Raw genomic sequence first — 18,158 nt, 5'->3', positions numbered from 1 at the left:
ACCGGCCAAGGTGGTTATTCACCGCCAGACAAGCATCACTTTTTTCAGGATGACACCCTAACACATCATTTTTGCGCTAAAGCGGCTAATTAGACACAAAAATACCAGCTTATTGAGCCATCGAATTACTCACTTACAGCAAATAATGGCGTGCCCATAAAAGGGGATATCAGTTATTGATGCTTTCACTTGGGAGTCTGTTTTGTTTCGACATATTAATTACATAAAAAATACTCACTCAAACGTTGATCAGCTTGGCCAAGGACGTGTATGAATGCCTCGATAACCGGCGGTGAAAATCGTGAAAATACCTTTACGACAACACTGGCACGCCTACGCGCGAATCCAAAAATCCCACTGCTGATTGCAGCCGCAGCAGCTATCGCTATTATTGTCGCCCTGATGTTATGGGCTAAAAGCCCGGATTACCGTGTTCTTTATAGCAACCTGAGTGATCGTGACGGTGGCGATATCGTCACACAGCTGACACAACTGAATATTCCTTACCGCTTCGCTGATCATGGCGGGGCGTTGCTGATCCCTGCGGATAAAGTACATGAAACCCGCCTGCGTCTGGCACAGCAGGGTTTACCTAAAGGTGGTGCCGTCGGTTTCGAACTGCTGGACCAGGAAAAATTTGGTATTAGCCAATTCAGTGAGCAAGTCAACTACCAGCGGGCGCTGGAAGGTGAACTCGCCCGAACTATCGGCACTCTGGGGCCGGTACTGAATGTTCGCGTCCATTTGGCGATGCCAAAACCCTCACTGTTTGTTCGCGAGCAAAAATCACCGACGGCCTCAGTAACACTCGCCTTACAGCCTGGTCGCGCGCTTGATGACGGTCAGATTAACGCTATCGTGTACATGGTTTCCAGCAGTGTGGCGGGTTTACCGCCGGCTAACGTCACCGTGGTCGATCAGACCGGTCGTTTGCTGACGCAATCCGACAGCGCAGGTCGCGACTTAAATGCAGCACAACTCAAATTTACCAATGAAGTAGAAAACCGCTTCCAGCGCCGTATTGAAACTATTTTGGCCCCCATGGTCGGCAGCGGCAATGTACATGCTCAAGTTACCGCACAAGTTGATTTCGCCAGTCGCGAACAGACCGACGAGGAGTACAAACCGAATCAAGCAGCCAACCAAGGCGCGGTACGTTCTCAGCAAGTCAGTTCCAGTGAGCAACTGGGTGGCTCCAATGTCGGTGGTGTGCCGGGAGCATTGTCCAACCAACCGTCAGCCACGCCGGTCGCACCGATTGAAGTACCTCAGCCTGCTGCGGCTCCAGGAGCGACAGGTGCTGCCGCGAATAATGCCAATGCGGCGAATAGCCCTGCAACCACCCGCTCGACAGCGACATCCAGTAATAGTCGCCATGACCAAACCACTAACTTCGAAGTTGACCGCACTATTCGTCATACCCAGCAGCAAGCGGGCATGGTGCAGCGACTCTCCGTCGCCGTGGTGGTTAATTACGGCAGTGATAAAGCGGGCAAACCCATTGCCTTGACTAAAGATCAACTGGCGCAAGTGGAATCTTTGACCCGAGAGGCGATGGGCTTCTCCACTGACCGTGGCGATACATTAAATGTGGTAAATACACCATTTAATGCAACCGACAATGCTTCCGGTAATGCCCTGCCATTCTGGCAACAGCCGTCCTTCTTTGATCAGTTGCTGAATGCGGGTCGTTATCTGCTCATCTTACTGGTGGCATGGATCTTATGGCGCAAACTGGTGCGCCCATTGATTGCTAAGAAACAAATTGCTGATAAAGCGGCAGCCTCGGTCAATAACATTGTTCAGACCGCACAAGCCACTGAGACGGCGAAACAGAGTAAAGAAGAGCTGGCCCTGCGTAAGAAAAATCAGCAGCGGGTAAGTGCTGAAGTTCAGGCCCAGCGTATACGCGAACTTGCGGATAAAGACCCACGTGTTGTCGCGCTGGTTATCCGTCAATGGATGAGTAATGACCAATGAGCCTGACCGGAACTGAAAAAAGCGCCATCATGCTGATGACTTTGGGTGAAGACCATGCCGCCGAGGTGTTTAAGCACCTCTCCTCGCGCGAAGTGCAACAACTCAGTACCACCATGGCGAGCATGCGTCAGGTCTCTCACCAGCAGTTAGTTGATGTCTTGGCTGAGTTTGAAGACGACGCCGAGCAATATGCGGCTCTGAGTGTCAATGCCAGCGATTATCTGCGCACCGTGCTGATAAAAGCCTTGGGAGAAGAGCGTGCATCCAGCTTGTTAGAAGACATTTTGGAGTCACGCGAAACCACCAGCGGTATGGAAACGCTCAACTTTATGGAGCCACAGATGGCGGCCGACCTGATCCGCGACGAACATCCGCAGATTATCGCCACCATTTTGGTTCACCTCAAACGCGCTCAGGCCGCCGACATTCTGGCCCTGTTCGACGAGCGCCTGCGCAACGATGTCATGCTGCGTATCGCCACCTTTGGCGGTGTTCAGCCTGCGGCCTTGGCTGAATTGACTGAAGTGCTGAATAACCTGCTTGATGGCCAGAATCTTAAGCGCAGCAAAATGGGCGGTATCCGCACCGCAGCCGAGATTATCAACCTGATGAAAACACAACAGGAAGAGACGGTTATGGAAGCGGTGCGCGAATATGACGGCGAGCTGGCACAGAAAATTATCGACGAAATGTTCCTGTTCGAGAACTTGGTCAGTGTCGACGACCGCAGCATTCAGCGTTTGCTACAAGAGATCGACAACGAATCGCTGTTGATTGCCTTGAAAGGTGCCGATCAAGCACTGCGCGAGCGTTTCCTCAGCAATATGTCACTGCGCGCAGCGGAAATCTTGCGCGACGACTTGGCAACCCGTGGGCCGGTGCGTATGTCACTGGTGGAAAACGAACAGAAAGCTATCTTGCTCATTGTCCGTCGTTTGGCAGAAAGCGGCGAGATAGTCATCGGTGGCGGCGAGGATATCTATGTCTGATCAGATTAATGCCCTGCCCTGGCAGCCCTGGTCACTTAACGATTTTTCCAGCCAGTCAGATCCTGTCGCTGCAGTTGTTGCACCGGATATCAGCATGTTGTTCACTGACGAGCCGGGTACCGAGACTGAGCCCACTGGCGTTGATGAGCAACAAACACTGATAAACCTGCAACTCGAAGCTGAGAAGCAAGGCCGCCAACAAGGTTTTGCCAAAGGGCTGCAAGAAGGCCTGGATAAAGGTTATCAAACCGGCCTTGAAGAGGGCCATCAGCAAGCTTTAGCTGATGCCGAGAAACAATTGGCCCCGATAACTGCCCATTGGCAACTGCTGGTTAACGACTTCCAAAGTACTCTGGATGCACTGGACAGCGTCATTGCTTCGCGGCTTATGCAGATGGCGCTGGCGGCAGCCAAACAGATTTTGGGGCAACCCGCAATTTGTGATGGCACCGCCTTGTTAGCCCAAATCCAGCAGATGATTCAGCAAGAACCGATGTTTGCCGGCAAACCGCAATTGCGGGTAAATCCGAATGATTTAGCCGTGGTTGAACAGCGCTTAGGCACTACCCTGAGTCTGCATGGCTGGCGTCTATTGGGCGATAGTCAAATTCATCCGGGCGGTTGCAAGCTCAGTGCCGAAGAAGGCGACTTAGATGCCAGTCTGGCAACCCGCTGGCATGAACTGTGTCGGTTGGCCGCACCGGGAGAATTATAATGACCGCCCGTCTTGGCCGCTGGCTCACATCGATGGATAAATTCGAAGAGCGGATCAGCCAATCAACCACTATTCGCCGTTATGGGCGGTTGACGCGAGCGACTGGCCTAGTGCTGGAAGCCACTGGCCTACAGTTGCCATTGGGCGCAACTTGTCTGATTGAACGCCACGATAACGGCGAAGTTCAGGAAGTCGAGAGTGAAGTGGTCGGTTTTAATGGCCAGCGTCTGTTCCTGATGCCACTGGAAGAAGTGGAAGGCATTGTACCTGGCGCTCGTGTTTATGCGCGAGTGACCACCGGTGGCGCCTCGGCCAGCAAGCAGTTGCCTCTCGGCCCTGAATTACTGGGGCGAGTGTTAGACGGCAGTGCCAAACCTCTGGATGGCTTACCTGCACCTGAAACCGGTTATCGCGCCCCCCTGATTACCCCGCCAATCAACCCATTGCAGCGCACCGCAATTGAGCAGGTATTGGATGTTGGCGTGCGCACCATTAATGCCCTGCTGACGGTAGGTCGCGGCCAGCGTATGGGTCTGTTTGCAGGTTCTGGGGTTGGTAAAAGTGTGCTTCTAGGGATGATGGCCCGCTACACCCAGGCTGATGTGATTGTCGTTGGGCTAATCGGTGAACGTGGGCGCGAAGTAAAAGACTTTATCGAGAATATTCTCGGCGCAGAAGGTCGTGCCCGTTCAGTGGTGATAGCAGCGCCTGCCGATGTCTCGCCACTACTGCGTATGCAGGGTGCCGCTTATGCCACCCGCATTGCAGAAGACTTTCGCGATCGTGGCCAGCACGTCTTACTGATTATGGACTCCCTCACGCGCTATGCCATGGCACAACGTGAAATCGCACTGGCGATTGGTGAACCTCCGGCGACCAAAGGTTACCCACCCTCCGTATTTGCCAAGTTGCCTGCATTGGTTGAACGAGCTGGTAATGGTGTCTCCGGTGGCGGCTCCATTACCGCATTTTATACCGTTTTAACCGAAGGCGATGACCAGCAAGACCCGATTGCTGACTCAGCTCGCGCCATTCTTGACGGCCACGTGGTGCTATCACGCCGTCTGGCTGAATCCGGTCACTACCCGGCTATCGATATTGAAGCCTCCATAAGCCGTGCCATGACCTCGCTGATTGATGAAAACCATTACAGTAAAGTTCGTCAATTCAAGCAGTTACTTGCCAGTTTCCAACGTAACCGCGATTTGGTCAGTGTGGGGGCTTACGCCGCAGGCAGCGACCCGTTATTGGATAAGGCCATTGCCCTGTATCCACAGATGGAAATTTTCTTACAGCAAGGCATGTTTGAACGCAGCAGCTATGAAGATGCCTGCCAGCACTTGAAGAGTCTGTTTCCAGGCTAATACCAGCCGATGATGTCCCTGCCATCCCGCCTTATACCCAAAGAAATTGGGGTTGCAGGTAGGTGGCAAGCAAGCGAATTCCGATGAGCTTACGCCAGTAAGTGATTCGGGTAAGTGAACGTAGCCAACAACCCTGCGGCTTCAAGTTCGAAGGGTATAAATGAGGAATGCGATGAAAAATCAGTCACCTCTCGTTACCCTGTGTGAACTGGCCCAAAAGGCCGTTGAACAGGCTAGTACTCAACTGGGGCAGGCTCGTCTGTCCTATCAAAATGCTGAGCAGCAACTCACTATGTTGCTGACTTATCAGGATGAATATCGGGTGCGATTAAATGACACCCTGAGTAACGGGATGGCCTCCTCCAGTTGGCAAAATTACCAGCAATTTATTCAAACACTGGAGCAAGCCATTGATCAACATCGAAATCAATTGGCTCAATGGAATGTCAAAGTTGAACAGGCAGTGAAGCACTGGCAAGAAAAACAGCAGCGGTTAAACGCATTTGAGACGTTGCAAGAACGCGCCGCAAGCACCGCACGCCTGCAAGAAAACCGTTTAGATCAAAAATTGATGGATGAGTTCGCCCAGCGCGCCTCACAAAGGAGTCTAAATTCATGAATCTGTCTTTATTGCCAACGGCTGCAGCCTCTACCACCGCAACCGTTGGTGAAGCCGAGGGTACCGCATCCTCATCCTCCATTGCTGCGCTGTTTACCGATGCGGGGCTGCCAGCTGATTTTGCCCAATTGTTGGGTGACCAGTTGGGTAAAGAACTTACCGCCATTGATGCCTCAACACTGAAATCCTCTCTGGCCGCCACGACCGATATCACCATTGATACTGACGGTGGCAAATCAATTACCGGTAATAGCAAACTGAATCAATTGTTAGCCGCATTGGGCGATATCAGTGCCACACTGCCTGCGGGCCTGACTCATGCAGGGCAAACCGGCGATGCTGCTGGCGTCAAAAAAACCGCCGTAAATGATGACCGCGCACTGGATAAAACCAGCGATAAAGTCGATCTTACCGCTTTGCAAACATTATTGGCCATGTTGCCACATCAAGTTGCCAACACTCTGGGAACGGCCAGTTCTGGGCAAAAAGCCAATGCGAATGGCCTGATCGATAGCAAAACCAGTACCAAACAAGATATCGCCGCGCTGACCAGCCTGACCTCGCAAGATAAAGGTTTAGCGGCACTGATTGGCGGCACGCTGGGTAATGTGAAAAGTGATAAAACCACCAACAGTGACTTGCTGCCCACCACAACAGCTAAAGCTAAAACAACATCTACACCAGATAAACTGAGCCCGTTAAGTGCCAAAGACCCTGACCACAATACAAAAGTGGCACCACTAACCGCGCAGGTAGAGACCGCCGTTACCTCAGCAACCGTGGATAAAACCTTAGCCAGCTCAAGTACCGTCACGCCTTCTCTGCCGCCCGTTTCTAGCCCGGTATTATCAACCACTGCCAGCACCCTGGTCAGTCCTCCGGCTAGCGGCCATTTAAGCGCGCAATTGGGCAGCCAAGAATGGCAGCAATCGCTTGGGCAGCAAGTGATTATGTTCAGTCGTAATGGGCAACAAAATGCCGAATTGCGGCTAAACCCGCAAGAGTTAGGTGCGCTACAAATCAGCCTAAAAATAGAAGATAACCAGGCACAATTACACTTTGCTTCAGCGCATAGTCAGGTGCGGGCCGCTATTGAAGCGGCTATGCCAAGTTTGCGCAGCGCATTAGCTGAAAACGGTATTCAGCTAGGCCAAAGCAGTGTCGGCAGCGAAGGTCAATGGCAGCAAGCACAGCAACAGAGCCAGCAAAATCAACAAGGTTTCGCATCTCGTGGTCAACCGGGCTATGGCGAAATTGCTTCAGGCGAGGCCGTAACCAGTACTCCACTGACCACACCAGCAGCATTGCAAGCTCTGGCGAATGGCAATGGTGGTGTTGATATTTTCGCCTAAAATTGATGTGAGTTTCCGCAAAAAGTGACAAACGAGTAAGTTAGGCCGTTTTTCGCTATCTATTCTGCCCATTGGGTTTAAGGATGCGCGGGATAATCATCAGTAATAATTCGGATAACTTGGGGTGATCTGCCCCAAGCTATTATCGTGGTTCACCGGTTTGATACCGAAACAGGAATTTGTCTTCTCCATGTCTGAAAATACCTTCCCGGCCAAGCGTAAGAGTTCGATCTGGGTGATCCTGCTGGTGCTGATTGCGGTGGCAGCCACTGCGGGTGGCGGTTATAGCTGGTGGATGCTCAATAAGAGTAAACCCACCACGACGAAAGCTGCCCCGGTTTCTCCGGTGTTCATGCCACTGGAGACCTTCACGGTCAATCTGATCACGCCAGATAATAATCTGGATCGTGTGCTTTATATCGGGCTGACTTTAAGGCTACCTGACGATACCACTCGCGCAAAACTCAATGACTATCTGCCGGAAGTGCGCAGCCGCCTGCTGTTGCTGCTCTCCCGTCAGTCTGCTGATAGCCTATCTAATGAAGAAGGTAAACAGCGTTTAGTCGGTGAAATTAAAAACGTTCTTAGCCCGCCAATGGTTAAAGGCCAACCTAATCAGGTAGTCAGCGATGTGCTGTTTACCGCATTTATATTGCGATAATCATTATGGGCGATAGCATTCTTTCACAAGCAGAGATTGACGCACTGTTAAACGGTGACAGCGGTGGTGAAGAACCTGAAGCTGTGATCGGAAACGAGACAGACGTTAAACCTTATGATCCAACGACCCAGCGCCGTGTAGTACGTGAACGGCTACATGCACTGGAGATCATTAATGAGCGGTTTGCCCGCCAGTTCCGAATGGGGCTGTTTAACCTGTTACGTCGCAGTCCAGACATCACGGTTGGGCCGATTAAAATTCAACCATATCATGATTTTGCCCGAAATCTGCCGGTCCCGACTAACCTCAACTTAATACACCTGAAGCCATTACGCGGTACTGCACTATTCGTTTTTGCACCGAGTTTGGTGTTTATTGCTGTTGATAACTTGTTTGGTGGCGATGGCCGTTTCCCGACCAAAGTAGAAGGTCGTGAGTTTACCCACACAGAACAACGCGTTATCAACCGAATGCTGCGACTGGCGCTGGATGCTTACCGCGACGCCTGGGCACCTATCTATAAGATAGACGTGGAATATGTTCGTTCCGAAATACAGGTGAAATTCACCAACATCACCACCTCCCCTAACGATATTGTGGTCACCACACCTTTCCATGTGGAAATCGGTGCGTTGAGTGGTGAGTTTAACATCTGTATTCCGTTCGCCATGATTGAGCCATTGCGTGAGCTGCTGACCAACCCGCCACTGGAGAACTCCCGTCAGGAGGACAGCCATTGGCGTGAAACGCTGGTCAAGCAAGTTCAGCATTCCGAGCTGGAACTGGTCGCTAATTTTGTCGATATTCCGCTACGACTGTCGCAGATACTCAAGCTGCAACCTGGGGATGTGCTGCCAATAGATAAACCGGATCGACTGATTGGTCATGTCGACGGTGTACCGGTACTGACCAGTCAGTACGGGACATTAAACGGGCAATATGCCCTACGTGTTGAACATTTGATTAACCCTATTTTGAATGCTCTGAATGAGGAACAGCCCAATGAGTGACCCTAAGCTTCCGTCTGATGATGGAAAGGAATCCGTGGACGATCTGTGGGCTGATGCGTTTAATGAGCAGCAAGCAGCGGATAAGCCAGCGGCCACGACCGACGGTGTATTTAAATCACTGGAGGCGCCGGATGGACTGGGTAACCTACAGGATATCGATTTAATTCTGGATATCCCGGTGAAGCTGACCGTTGAGCTGGGTCGTACCAAAATGACCATCAAAGAGTTGCTGCGCTTGTCCCAAGGCTCGGTGGTTTCCCTTGATGGTCTGGCTGGCGAACCCCTGGATATTCTGATTAATGGTTATCTGATTGCTCAGGGTGAAGTGGTGGTGGTGGCGGATAAATACGGCGTTCGTATCACTGACATCATTACCCCGTCAGAACGTATGCGTCGTCTGAGTCGCTAATGACCGCAGCGCAAACTGTGACAGCACCTGATTCGACAGCCGCACTCGCTGCGCCGGTGGCTATTAATGCACCGGCAGTTAATCTGCCGGTTGCGAATCCCCCCGTAACAGCACAAACACCGGTGACCGGATTTGCCGCCAGTCATCCGGGTGTCGCTGCGCAGCAAACGGCCCCAGCCATGCCCGCAGGTACGGTATTAACGCAAGTTGGCAGTGTATTAGGTGGCATTCTGCTGCTGATTTTGTGTGGCGCGTGGTTGGTTCGTCGTTTAGGTTTTGCACCGCAGGCGCGCAACAATAAGTTATTGAATGTACGGGCCAGTTGTCAGGTCGGGCAGCGTGAGAAAGTGGTAATCGTCGAAGTCGATAATACCTGGTTGGTATTAGGTGTCACCGCGCAAAATGTCACCCAACTTCATACTCTGCCCCGCCCACCCGTTGATGAAACAAGTACCGAGCTATCGCCAAACAGTGCGAAACCGGCTGATTTTCGCCAACTACTGAACAAGCTACTGAAACATCCGGAAAAATCGGCATGATCGCTTTGCGTCCGCTAATGAATAAAACTCCCCTATTGCTGCTCATCTTGCTCTGCTCCCCAGCGGCATTGGCTCAATTGCCTGGTATTATCAGCCAACCCTTGGCCAATGGTGGGCAAAGTTGGTCGCTTCCGGTACAGACATTAGTCTTTATTACCACCCTGAGTTTTCTGCCTGCCGCATTGCTGATGATGACCAGTTTTACACGCATCATTATTGTATTGGGTTTGTTGCGTAACGCACTGGGTACCCCTTCAGCACCACCGAATCAGGTTATGCTGGGTTTAGCGCTATTTCTGACTTTCTTTATTATGTCGCCAGTATTCGACAAGGTTTATCAAGATGCTTATCTGCCCTTTAGTCAGGACAAAATAAGTATGGAAGTGGCGATGGATAAAGGGTCGCAACCGCTACGTGAATTTATGCTGCGCCAAACCCGTGAATCAGATCTGGCACTCTATGCCCGCTTAGCCAATATACCGGCACTGGAAGGGCCTGAAGTGGTTCCGATGCGCATCCTGCTGCCCGCCTATGTCACCAGTGAGCTGAAAACAGCTTTCCAAATCGGTTTTACCGTTTTTATTCCATTCTTGATTATCGACCTGGTAGTGGCCAGCGTGTTGATGGCTTTAGGGATGATGATGGTTCCACCAGCCAGTATCTCGCTCCCCTTTAAGTTGATGCTGTTTGTCTTAGTCGATGGTTGGCAACTGTTACTGGGTTCACTGGCGCAAAGCTTCTATAGCTGATGATATTTGGCTGAAAACGCTGTTATTTGTAATCATGGTTAGGCAAGAGGTAGATACGTCATGACACCAGAATCGGTAATGGCACTCGGCGTTGAGGCAATGAAGATCGCCCTTGCACTGGCCGCGCCACTGCTATTAGCCGCCCTGATAAGCGGTTTGACTGTGAGCTTATTGCAGGCAGCAACACAGATAAACGAAATGACCTTGTCATTTATCCCAAAAATTTTGTCGGTCTTCGCGACTATGGTTATCGCTGGTCCATGGATGCTGAACTTAATTCTTGATTACATGCGTAATTTGTTTGCCAGCCTACCAACGTTGATTGGCTAATATGCTCTCTCTCGATACCACCCAACTCAGCATCTGGGTTAGCCAGTATTTCTGGCCGTTAGTCCGCGTATTGGCCCTGATCACTACCGCACCAGTATTAAGCGAGAAGCAGATAAACCGCAAAGTCAAAGTTGGCTTAGCGGTGTTAATTACGTTTCTAATTGCCCCTTCGCTACCGCCGGTCAATATTCCATTAGTCTCTGCCGGTGCAGTGTGGGTAGCGGCCCAACAAGTATTGATTGGCGTCGCCATCGGTTTAACCATGCAGTTTGCCTTTGCTGCTGTCCGGCTGGCCGGTGAAGTGATTGGTCTACAAATGGGGCTCTCTTTTGCCACCTTCTTTGACCCCTCCGGCGGGCCAAACATGCCGGTTCTTGCCCGTTTGTTAAACTTGCTGGCGATGCTGTTATTCCTCGCCTTCGACGGCCATCTGTGGCTAATTTCACTGCTGGCAGACAGTTTCCATACCTTACCTATTCAGTTCGAACCACTGAATGGCAATGGTTTCCTGGCATTAACGCAAGCCGGTTCCTTAATCTTTATGAATGGGCTGATGCTGGCACTCCCCCTCATTACTCTACTGCTCACCCTAAACATGGCGTTGGGCATGCTCAACCGAATGACACCGCAGCTTTCAGTGTTTGTTATCGGTTTCCCACTGACCTTAACGGTCGGTATTATTTCCCTTGGTTTAATTATGCCGCTACTGGCACCCTTCTCCGAGCACCTATTTGGTGAGTTTTTTGACCGTCTGGCGGGTGTATTAAGTGGGTTGGCAAGCTAAGAGAGAGACTGTGGGGCAAAACCCCACAGTTTGAAGATGAATTACTTATTCAGTTGGAACAGAGACATGCCCTGCATATTGCTAAATGTGGTGTATGAAGCCTGTAATGCGGCTTGCTGCATGACATATGAGGAGATAGCAGAGTTCCAATCCACATCTTGCAAGTCGCTCAAACGCTGCTTATTGATCAAAGTGCGGTCTGCGCCCAAGCTATCCAAACTGTCTAGCTCTTGTAATTGAGTCCCAATCTCCGCTTGTACAGACAACACGTTATTCAGTGAGTTAGCCATACCACGGATGCCTTTATCCATCTCCGCCGAGGCTTGTTGCTTCACATCATCAGTTGCCCCTTGTAAAGGCGTCTTCAGTGATTTCAGTACCGTATCGATGGTATTAAAAATATTGGTTTCAGAGGCAACCGGATCACCATTGATATCATCAGGTTCTGGTTTTGCATTTTTGGTTAATGCCATAAATACGCTAGAGCCAGTATGCCCGACGGTCATAGAACGATTTGAATCGACCTTCTGGGTAATCGGGGTATCACTGCCCGCATAGGTCACTTCACCCGTCGCGCTGACCAGAAAAGGGGGAGTATCACTTTTAAAGCCGCCAAACATATAGCGACCATTACCATCGGTGGAATTGGCCTGATTAAGCAGTTGATCTTTGAGCCCCTGCAATTGAGTTGCCAATGAAGCCCGGTCATCATCACTTAATGAGTCTTTGGCAGCACCAATAATTAGACTTTGAATTGACTGGATAGTCGTTGTCGCCTGAGAGAGAACTGTAGTTTCTAACGAGGAGCTTTGGCGGGCAAAACTACGAGCCAAAGTATATTGGCCATTTTCAGCTTCAGATTGTGACACCATCACCGCTTGGGATGCTGCCATCGGATCATCCGACGGGTTAACCACGCGCTTGCCGGTAGAGAGTTGTTGACCAGACTGCATCCAAAGGGATTGGGCATTAGTGACACCCTGCATAGTTTGCTGATAAATCATGCTGGTACTTAAGCGCACAATGTCAGTTCCTTTTAGCAACAGCTAAGTCAGCAACCGACTGACTTAACTCGAAATAAGATAAATAGCGGCGCGTTACCGCCGCCAACAAAAAATTAGCCACGAATACCCAGCAGCGCACTAAACAGTGTTGATGCGGTTTGCATAACTTGCGCATTTGCCAAGTAATATTGTTGGAAACGCTGTAAATCGCCATACTCTTCATCCAGGTTCACCCCGGAAATAGACTGCTGTTCTGCTGTCAACTGAGTCACAATATTGGCTTGTGCTGCACTGTTGGTTTTCGCAGTGTTGGTCTGGTTACCGACGTTACTCACTAACCCGGCATAAGCACCAGAGAATGTCGCTTTGCCACCCACTAATTTTTGGGTTTGTAAATCCAATAGCGCCTGTGCATTAACGTTGTCACTGGCACCACTATCTTTGCTGCCGGAGGCCGCAATTTTACTGGAATCTGTAATGGCTACCTGAAAATTAGCGGCCACATTAGATACCGTTTTAACCGTGAATTTATCTTTGGATTCTGCCCCTGTGGTGCCGTTATCAATAGTGACGACAACACCATCAAAGCTTAAACCTGTAGTGTTACCACTGGCATCTTTCACCGGATTGGCAGGAACTTTGGTATTATCTGACAGACGCGTCACTTGCCAGTCAGTGCCATCGAACTCAACGCTATAGTCACTGGCTTGGACTTTTGAAGTGTCGGTGTAAGCAACAGTCAGGCTTGCATCCCCCTGATTTCTAGCATTTTTCAGCACAGTAGGATCAGCAAAACTAAAGAAGTCGGTACCGGCATCTCCGTTGGCATCAAACCCGGCTTTATGTTGAGTATTGAAGCTATCCGCCATCACCAGTGCCAATTGACCTAACTGGTTACGGGCGCTATCCAGAGCTTCACTACGAAATTTCAAGGTACCGCCAAGGCTACCGGTCATCAGACGACTTTCATCCACTTCCAGCGTAGTCCCACTACCATATTTGTAGCCAATGGCTAATCGAGTGGCATCAGCGCTAGATGGTATCGCTTCAACATGGTAAGAACTCGGCCCCTGAACCAAAGGTAAACCATTGGCAAAGGAGACATTATAAGCATCGCCATCTTGTTGAGTAACAGTCACCCCCACAATCTGGTTTAACTCAGTCACCAGTTGATCTCGCTGGTCAAGTAGTGCGTTCGGTTCGCTGCCACTGCTGCCGCGTAGACGGGTAATTTGGTCATTTAACTTGGCGATTTGATCGGCATAGTTATTAATCTGGCTAACACTTTCAGTAATCTTTTGGTTGACACCATTATCCATATCACGCAGGTATTTATCCGCATTCTGGAATTGGTTAACTAATCCTTCGGCCTTCCCTAATACCGTTTTACGCGCGGCATCATCATCAGCGTTACTTACCAAGTTTTGCAGGTTACTAAAAAAATCCTGCATAGTTGTTGAAATGTTATTGGACGTGTTAGACAGCAAATTATCAATTTGTGAAACTTGCTGGTAATAGGTGGTTAACCCACTGCTCTGAGTCTGAGCTGAACGCAATTGGTTGGTAATAAAGGAGTTATATTCGCGATTTACACCTGTCACTGCGACACCATTACCAACAAATCCCGCAGGACTGAGTGTGCCACCACTTTGTGCAAAAATAGTGTTCTGACGGTTATAGCCCGCCACTTGGTAATTGCTGATGTTATTACTGACGGTGCTCAGGGCATATTGTGCTGCGCTCAGACCACTCATCGCAGTATTCATTAAACTATTGGACATAAAGAAATCCTTTTACAGCAGGTGATAACTCTCGCGAACCTGCATTTATTAATATTGGGATACTGCCTGAGGAAACCGAAGCCCCCGCACAGCCTATTAAGGTTATCGACCAGACTTTTGATAACTTGAGTAAAAATATGGGTCCAAACTCGGCTTTAATCACAATCAAAATAGCTATTTATCAAAATAACTGGCTTAAATCGCTGCTGTAAGCTTTCACTGCCTGCTCACCCGTATTCTTCATTTGCTGAATAACACTGACCAACTTTTGCGCGTATTGAGGATCGGTGGCATATCCGGCTTGTTGCAGGGCATGTGCGCCTTGTTCAGGGCTTTGTGCTGCGGCAACATGGGCATAGCGCGGGTTTTGGGTCAGTAATTTGACATAATCACTGATGGCTTCGACGTAAGAGCCGTAAACACGGAAGCGAGCTTTAGTTTTCCTCGCCACCCCTTGTTCGTATTCGGTCGTGGTTATCTCACTGACCGGACCCTCCCAGCTACTGCCTGCTTTGATACCAAAGACGTTATAGCTGGTCTTGCCATCCGCGGTTGGAATTTCACGTTGGCCCCAACCTGACTCCAATGCGGCCTGCGCCACAATGAGCTGATGAGGAATTCCACTTTGCTGACTGGCAATCTGCGCAGGAATAGACATGCGCGCCACGAAACTCCCCGTGCCTTGCGGCAGTGATGCTGAGCTGTTGCTCGGCGGCGTCGGCATAGCCCGACGCACCATTTGCTCCAAGGCTTGCGCAGGCAGGGTTTGCAGGACTTCATTGTCCAGCATCATAGGTACCGTGCCGGCGTTTTCACTTGGTGAGGTGGTGCCGGAAAGCTGCTCCACCATCATGTCCGCCAGACCCAACCCTTTGACCGACATTTGCTGAGCGATTTGCTGATCATACATAGAGGTATAAAGCCGGGTTTGATCACTGTTCATCACGCCATCTTGCGGCAAGGCAGAGCGCATGCTTTTGAGCATCATCTGCACAAACATGCCCTCGACCTGCTGGGCAACCTGTTTCAGATTCCCCTGCGGATCTCTGGCCGCATCACGTTTCAATGTATTCAGTGACTGGGCGTCATAAGCCGCCCCGGACATAGCCATCAAATCACTCATTAGATAATTTCCAATTTTGCCCGTAAGCAGCCCGCACTTTGCATCGCCTGCAAAATAGACATCAAATCGATAGGTGTTGCCCCCAGGGAATTCAAGGCACGGACCACATTATTCAGGTTCGGGCTGGCATTCACTCGCTGCAATACCCCGCCTTGCTGCTGCACGGAAATCTGGGTATTCGGTGTCACCACGGTCTGGCCGCCGCCAAAAGGCGTATCAGGCTGGCTGACCGTATTTTGCTTGTCGACCACCACTGACAGGTTCCCTTGAGCCACTGCACAAGAATCCAGCACCACATTGCGGTTCATGACCACCGAGCCGGTACGGGAGTTGATAATCACCTTGGCATCACCGGCATCCACATTGACTGGGATATTCTGAATATCGGCCAGGAAACGCACTTGCGAGCTACTGCCGCGCGGCACTAAAACCTGAATAGTACGGGCATCGATGGCGGTTGCAGAACCAAAGCCACGTTGACGGTTAATGGCATCACTGACCTGCTGTGCCATAGTGAAATCTTCGGTATTCAATTGAAGATTAATCACGCCGTCGGTACCAAAGGTGGTCGGCAATTCACGTTCAATTGTCGCACCATTGCTAATGCGCCCACCGGTCAGTTGGTTGACCTGCACACTGCTACCACCCGAGGAAGCGCCAGCACCACCGACTAATACGTTACCCTGCGCCAGTGCATAAACCTGATTGTCGACCCCTTTTAGCGGCGTCATCAGCAATGTGCCGCCACGGATACTTTTGGCATTACCCATAGAAGAAACCACGACATCAATGGTTTGTCCGGCACGGGAAAATGCCGGCAACTTGGCCGTGACCATCACTGCAGCCACGTTTTTAAGCTGCATATTGGTACCCGGCGGAACAGTAATACCCAGTTGCGACAGCATGTTGCTCAAGCTTTGCGTGGTAAATGGCGTCTGCATGGTCTGGTCACCCGAGCCATCCAAGCCCACTACCAGGCCATAGCCGATCAATGCGTTATCACGTACGCCCTGAACGGTCACCAAATCGCGGATACGCTCAGCCGAAGCCGGCAATGACAGCAGCGAAATAAACGCTATAAGCTGTACAACAAATAGTGTGATAAGTGACGGTTTACGCATTGCTGGGCCTCTTAGTACGGCGAAATATTAAGGAAGAACCGCTGCAACCAGCCCATGGTTTGCGCTTCATTGATATAACCATTACCCACGTACTCGATGCGCGCATCGGCAACCTGTGTTGAGGTCACGGTATTGCTGCCGCTGATGGTGCGTGGGTTGACTACCCCAGAGAAGCGAATAAATTCTGTTCCCTGATTGATGGCGATCTGTTTCTCACCCACTACATGCAAGTTGCCGTTAGCCAGCACTTGATTAACAGTGACAGTGATCGTGCCATTAAAGGTGTTGTTGGCATTCGCCCCACCCTTGCCACCAAAGGTGTTATCACCAGAAATATCCATATCAGCCCGCGCGTTGCCCAATAATCCCTCTAAATAACGAGGCGCAGTCGCGACACCAAATTTACTGGAACCATTCCGGCTGGCATTGGCTGAAGAGCTTTTGCTGGCACTGACATTTTCCTGCAAGGTAATGGTCAGTGTGTCACCGACATTACGTGGACGGCGGTCTTCGAATAGCGGCTGATAACCATAATTCATCGGCTGGGCAGCCTGGAAAATAGAGCCATTCGGCAGTGGCGCACTGGCGGGGGCGGGCTGGGCAGACGTGGTGCCATCCACCAGTGGTTTATGCGGAATATACGCGCAACCATTGAGCAGTAGCACCGCCATCAATGGCGCACCAACCCATCTCAACTCACCTAATTTTCGCAGCGGCGATGTATCCATTTCTGATTATCGATCCTGTAACCGGTTGGAGGCTGGCAAGGTCAGCCCCGAATACTTATTATTCTGCGGCTATCAGGGGGCGCTATTGCCCCCCGAGAGCGGATTTACAGCTGTGTCAGTTTTTGCAACATCTGATCGGAGGTTGAAACCGCTTTACTGTTGATTTCATAGGCGCGCTGCGTCTGGATCATGTTGACCAACTCTTCCGCCACATTGACGTTAGAAGTCTCAACATACCCCTGATACAACAAGCCCGCGCCGTTCAGGCCTGGCGTTGAGTCATTAGGTGCGCCGGAGCTGGCGGTTTCCTGATACAGGTTCTCGCCCACACTTTCCAGACCACTGTTATTGATGAAGGTGGTCAGTGTCAGTTGCCCAACTTGTTGGGTGGCGGTTTGCCCTTGTAGAGTGACACTCACTATCCCGTCACGCCCAACTGTCATGCTTAAGGCATTGGCTGGAATAGTAATCGCCGGCTGTATCTGAAAACCGCCGGAGGTCACTAACTGGCCATTTTGGTCCACCTGAAAAGAACCATCACGGGTATAGGCGTTGGTGCCGTCAGGCATCTGCACCTGAAAGAACCCCTCACCTTTGATGGCAATATCTTTGCTGTTATCGGTCTTGGACAGGTTGCCCTGACTGTGTAAACGCTCAGTGGCGACCGGGCGAACCCCCGTACCAATCTGCAAACCCGATGGCAATGTTGTCTGCTCGGAAGATTGTGCTCCCGGTTGACGCATTGTTTGGTACAGCAAATCTTCAAAGACCGCCCGCTGACGTTTAAAGCCATTAGTGCTGACGTTCGCCAGGTTGTTGGCGATAACATCCATATTGGTCTGCTGTGCATCCAAGCCGGTTTTGGCAATCCATAGTGATCGGATCATCAGTTTATTCCTC

General features: G+C 50.6%; 19 protein-coding genes. 13 read left to right on the top strand and 6 right to left on the bottom strand.

The genetic code is table 11. The features are described 5' to 3' along the window. The first annotated feature begins 270 nt into the window (after positions 1 to 270). The 13 genes from fliF to fliR all read left to right on the top strand — a co-directional run bounded on the left by fliF (position 271) and on the right by fliR (position 11,501). Entirely contained in the window at positions 271 to 1,980 is a 1,710-nt protein-coding gene (gene fliF / locus DJ58_RS00685; protein WP_004708196.1) for a flagellar basal-body MS-ring/collar protein FliF, read from the top strand. Next, positions 1,977 to 2,969, top strand: a complete 993-nt coding sequence (gene fliG / locus DJ58_RS00690) for a flagellar motor switch protein FliG (RefSeq protein WP_032910786.1) — start codon at positions 1,977 to 1,979, stop codon at positions 2,967 to 2,969. The genes fliF and fliG overlap by 4 nt, the downstream gene beginning before the upstream one ends. Then, positions 2,962 to 3,684: a flagellar assembly protein FliH gene (gene fliH / locus DJ58_RS00695; RefSeq protein ID WP_032910785.1), complete on the top strand. Its 723-nt coding sequence runs from the start codon at positions 2,962 to 2,964 to the stop codon at positions 3,682 to 3,684. The genes fliG and fliH overlap by 8 nt, the downstream gene beginning before the upstream one ends. Beyond that, positions 3,684 to 5,048, top strand: a complete 1,365-nt coding sequence (gene fliI / locus DJ58_RS00700) for a flagellar protein export ATPase FliI (protein WP_004708193.1) — start codon at positions 3,684 to 3,686, stop codon at positions 5,046 to 5,048. The genes fliH and fliI overlap by 1 nt, the downstream gene beginning before the upstream one ends. Positions 5,049 to 5,220: 172 nt before the next feature. Further along, positions 5,221 to 5,667, top strand: a complete 447-nt coding sequence (gene fliJ / locus DJ58_RS00705; protein WP_004708191.1) for a flagellar export protein FliJ — start codon at positions 5,221 to 5,223, stop codon at positions 5,665 to 5,667. Beyond that, on the top strand, positions 5,664 to 7,019 hold the full coding sequence (locus DJ58_RS00710; protein WP_032910784.1) for a flagellar hook-length control protein FliK: 1,356 nt from the start codon (positions 5,664 to 5,666) through the stop codon (positions 7,017 to 7,019). Before fliJ ends, DJ58_RS00710 begins: the two co-directional genes overlap by 4 nt. Positions 7,020 to 7,209: 190 nt before the next feature. Beyond that, on the top strand, positions 7,210 to 7,680 hold the full coding sequence (gene fliL / locus DJ58_RS00715) for a flagellar basal body-associated protein FliL (RefSeq protein ID WP_032910783.1): 471 nt from the start codon (positions 7,210 to 7,212) through the stop codon (positions 7,678 to 7,680). 5 nt (positions 7,681 to 7,685) lie between these two features. Further along, the gene (gene fliM / locus DJ58_RS00720) at positions 7,686 to 8,690 is read left to right on the top strand and encodes a flagellar motor switch protein FliM (protein ID WP_004708184.1); all 1,005 of its coding nucleotides are present in this window, start codon (positions 7,686 to 7,688) and stop codon (positions 8,688 to 8,690) included. Continuing rightward, positions 8,683 to 9,099 (top strand): flagellar motor switch protein FliN, encoded by a 417-nt coding sequence (gene fliN / locus DJ58_RS00725; RefSeq protein ID WP_032910782.1) that lies wholly within the window; start codon positions 8,683 to 8,685, stop codon positions 9,097 to 9,099. The genes fliM and fliN overlap by 8 nt, the downstream gene beginning before the upstream one ends. Then, on the top strand, positions 9,099 to 9,638 hold the full coding sequence (fliO, locus tag DJ58_RS00730) for a flagellar biosynthetic protein FliO (protein ID WP_004708181.1): 540 nt from the start codon (positions 9,099 to 9,101) through the stop codon (positions 9,636 to 9,638). The genes fliN and fliO overlap by 1 nt, the downstream gene beginning before the upstream one ends. Further along, positions 9,635 to 10,387: a flagellar type III secretion system pore protein FliP gene (gene fliP / locus DJ58_RS00735; RefSeq protein WP_032910781.1), complete on the top strand. Its 753-nt coding sequence runs from the start codon at positions 9,635 to 9,637 to the stop codon at positions 10,385 to 10,387. Before fliO ends, fliP begins: the two co-directional genes overlap by 4 nt. Positions 10,388 to 10,447: 60 nt before the next feature. Continuing rightward, on the top strand, positions 10,448 to 10,717 hold the full coding sequence (gene fliQ / locus DJ58_RS00740; protein ID WP_004708177.1) for a flagellar biosynthesis protein FliQ: 270 nt from the start codon (positions 10,448 to 10,450) through the stop codon (positions 10,715 to 10,717). Between the two features lies 1 nt (position 10,718). Then, positions 10,719 to 11,501: a flagellar biosynthetic protein FliR gene (gene fliR / locus DJ58_RS00745; protein ID WP_004708175.1), complete on the top strand. Its 783-nt coding sequence runs from the start codon at positions 10,719 to 10,721 to the stop codon at positions 11,499 to 11,501. 41 nt (positions 11,502 to 11,542) lie between these two features. Here the strand turns inward: fliR and flgL are convergent, their stop codons facing one another. The 6 genes from flgL to flgG form a co-directional block, all read right to left on the bottom strand. Next, the gene (gene flgL / locus DJ58_RS00750; RefSeq protein ID WP_032910780.1) at positions 11,543 to 12,523 is read right to left on the bottom strand and encodes a flagellar hook-associated protein FlgL; all 981 of its coding nucleotides are present in this window, start codon (positions 12,521 to 12,523) and stop codon (positions 11,543 to 11,545) included. Between the two features lie 95 nt (positions 12,524 to 12,618). Beyond that, positions 12,619 to 14,286, bottom strand: a complete 1,668-nt coding sequence (gene flgK / locus DJ58_RS00755; RefSeq protein WP_032910779.1) for a flagellar hook-associated protein FlgK — start codon at positions 14,284 to 14,286, stop codon at positions 12,619 to 12,621. A 181-nt stretch (positions 14,287 to 14,467) separates the two neighbouring features. Beyond that, the gene (gene flgJ, locus DJ58_RS00760; protein WP_032910778.1) at positions 14,468 to 15,409 is read right to left on the bottom strand and encodes a flagellar assembly peptidoglycan hydrolase FlgJ; all 942 of its coding nucleotides are present in this window, start codon (positions 15,407 to 15,409) and stop codon (positions 14,468 to 14,470) included. After that, complete coding sequence (locus DJ58_RS00765; RefSeq protein ID WP_004708170.1) at positions 15,409 to 16,530, bottom strand: flagellar basal body P-ring protein FlgI; 1,122 nt, start codon at positions 16,528 to 16,530, stop codon at positions 15,409 to 15,411. The genes flgJ and DJ58_RS00765 overlap by 1 nt, the downstream gene beginning before the upstream one ends. Positions 16,531 to 16,541: 11 nt before the next feature. Further along, a complete protein-coding gene (gene flgH, locus DJ58_RS00770; RefSeq protein ID WP_004708168.1) occupies positions 16,542 to 17,258 on the bottom strand; it encodes a flagellar basal body L-ring protein FlgH in 717 nt (238 codons plus the stop codon). A gap of 104 nt (positions 17,259 to 17,362) precedes the next feature. Then, positions 17,363 to 18,145: a flagellar basal-body rod protein FlgG gene (gene flgG / locus DJ58_RS00775; RefSeq protein ID WP_004708166.1), complete on the bottom strand. Its 783-nt coding sequence runs from the start codon at positions 18,143 to 18,145 to the stop codon at positions 17,363 to 17,365. Positions 18,146 to 18,158 lie beyond the last annotated feature (13 nt).

Source organism: Yersinia frederiksenii ATCC 33641 (assembly GCF_000754805.1).
Taxonomy (GTDB): domain Bacteria; phylum Pseudomonadota; class Gammaproteobacteria; order Enterobacterales; family Enterobacteriaceae; genus Yersinia; species Yersinia frederiksenii.
The sequence above is the reverse complement of the archived record's forward strand: the minus strand, read 5'-3'. Positions and strand labels throughout refer to the sequence as shown.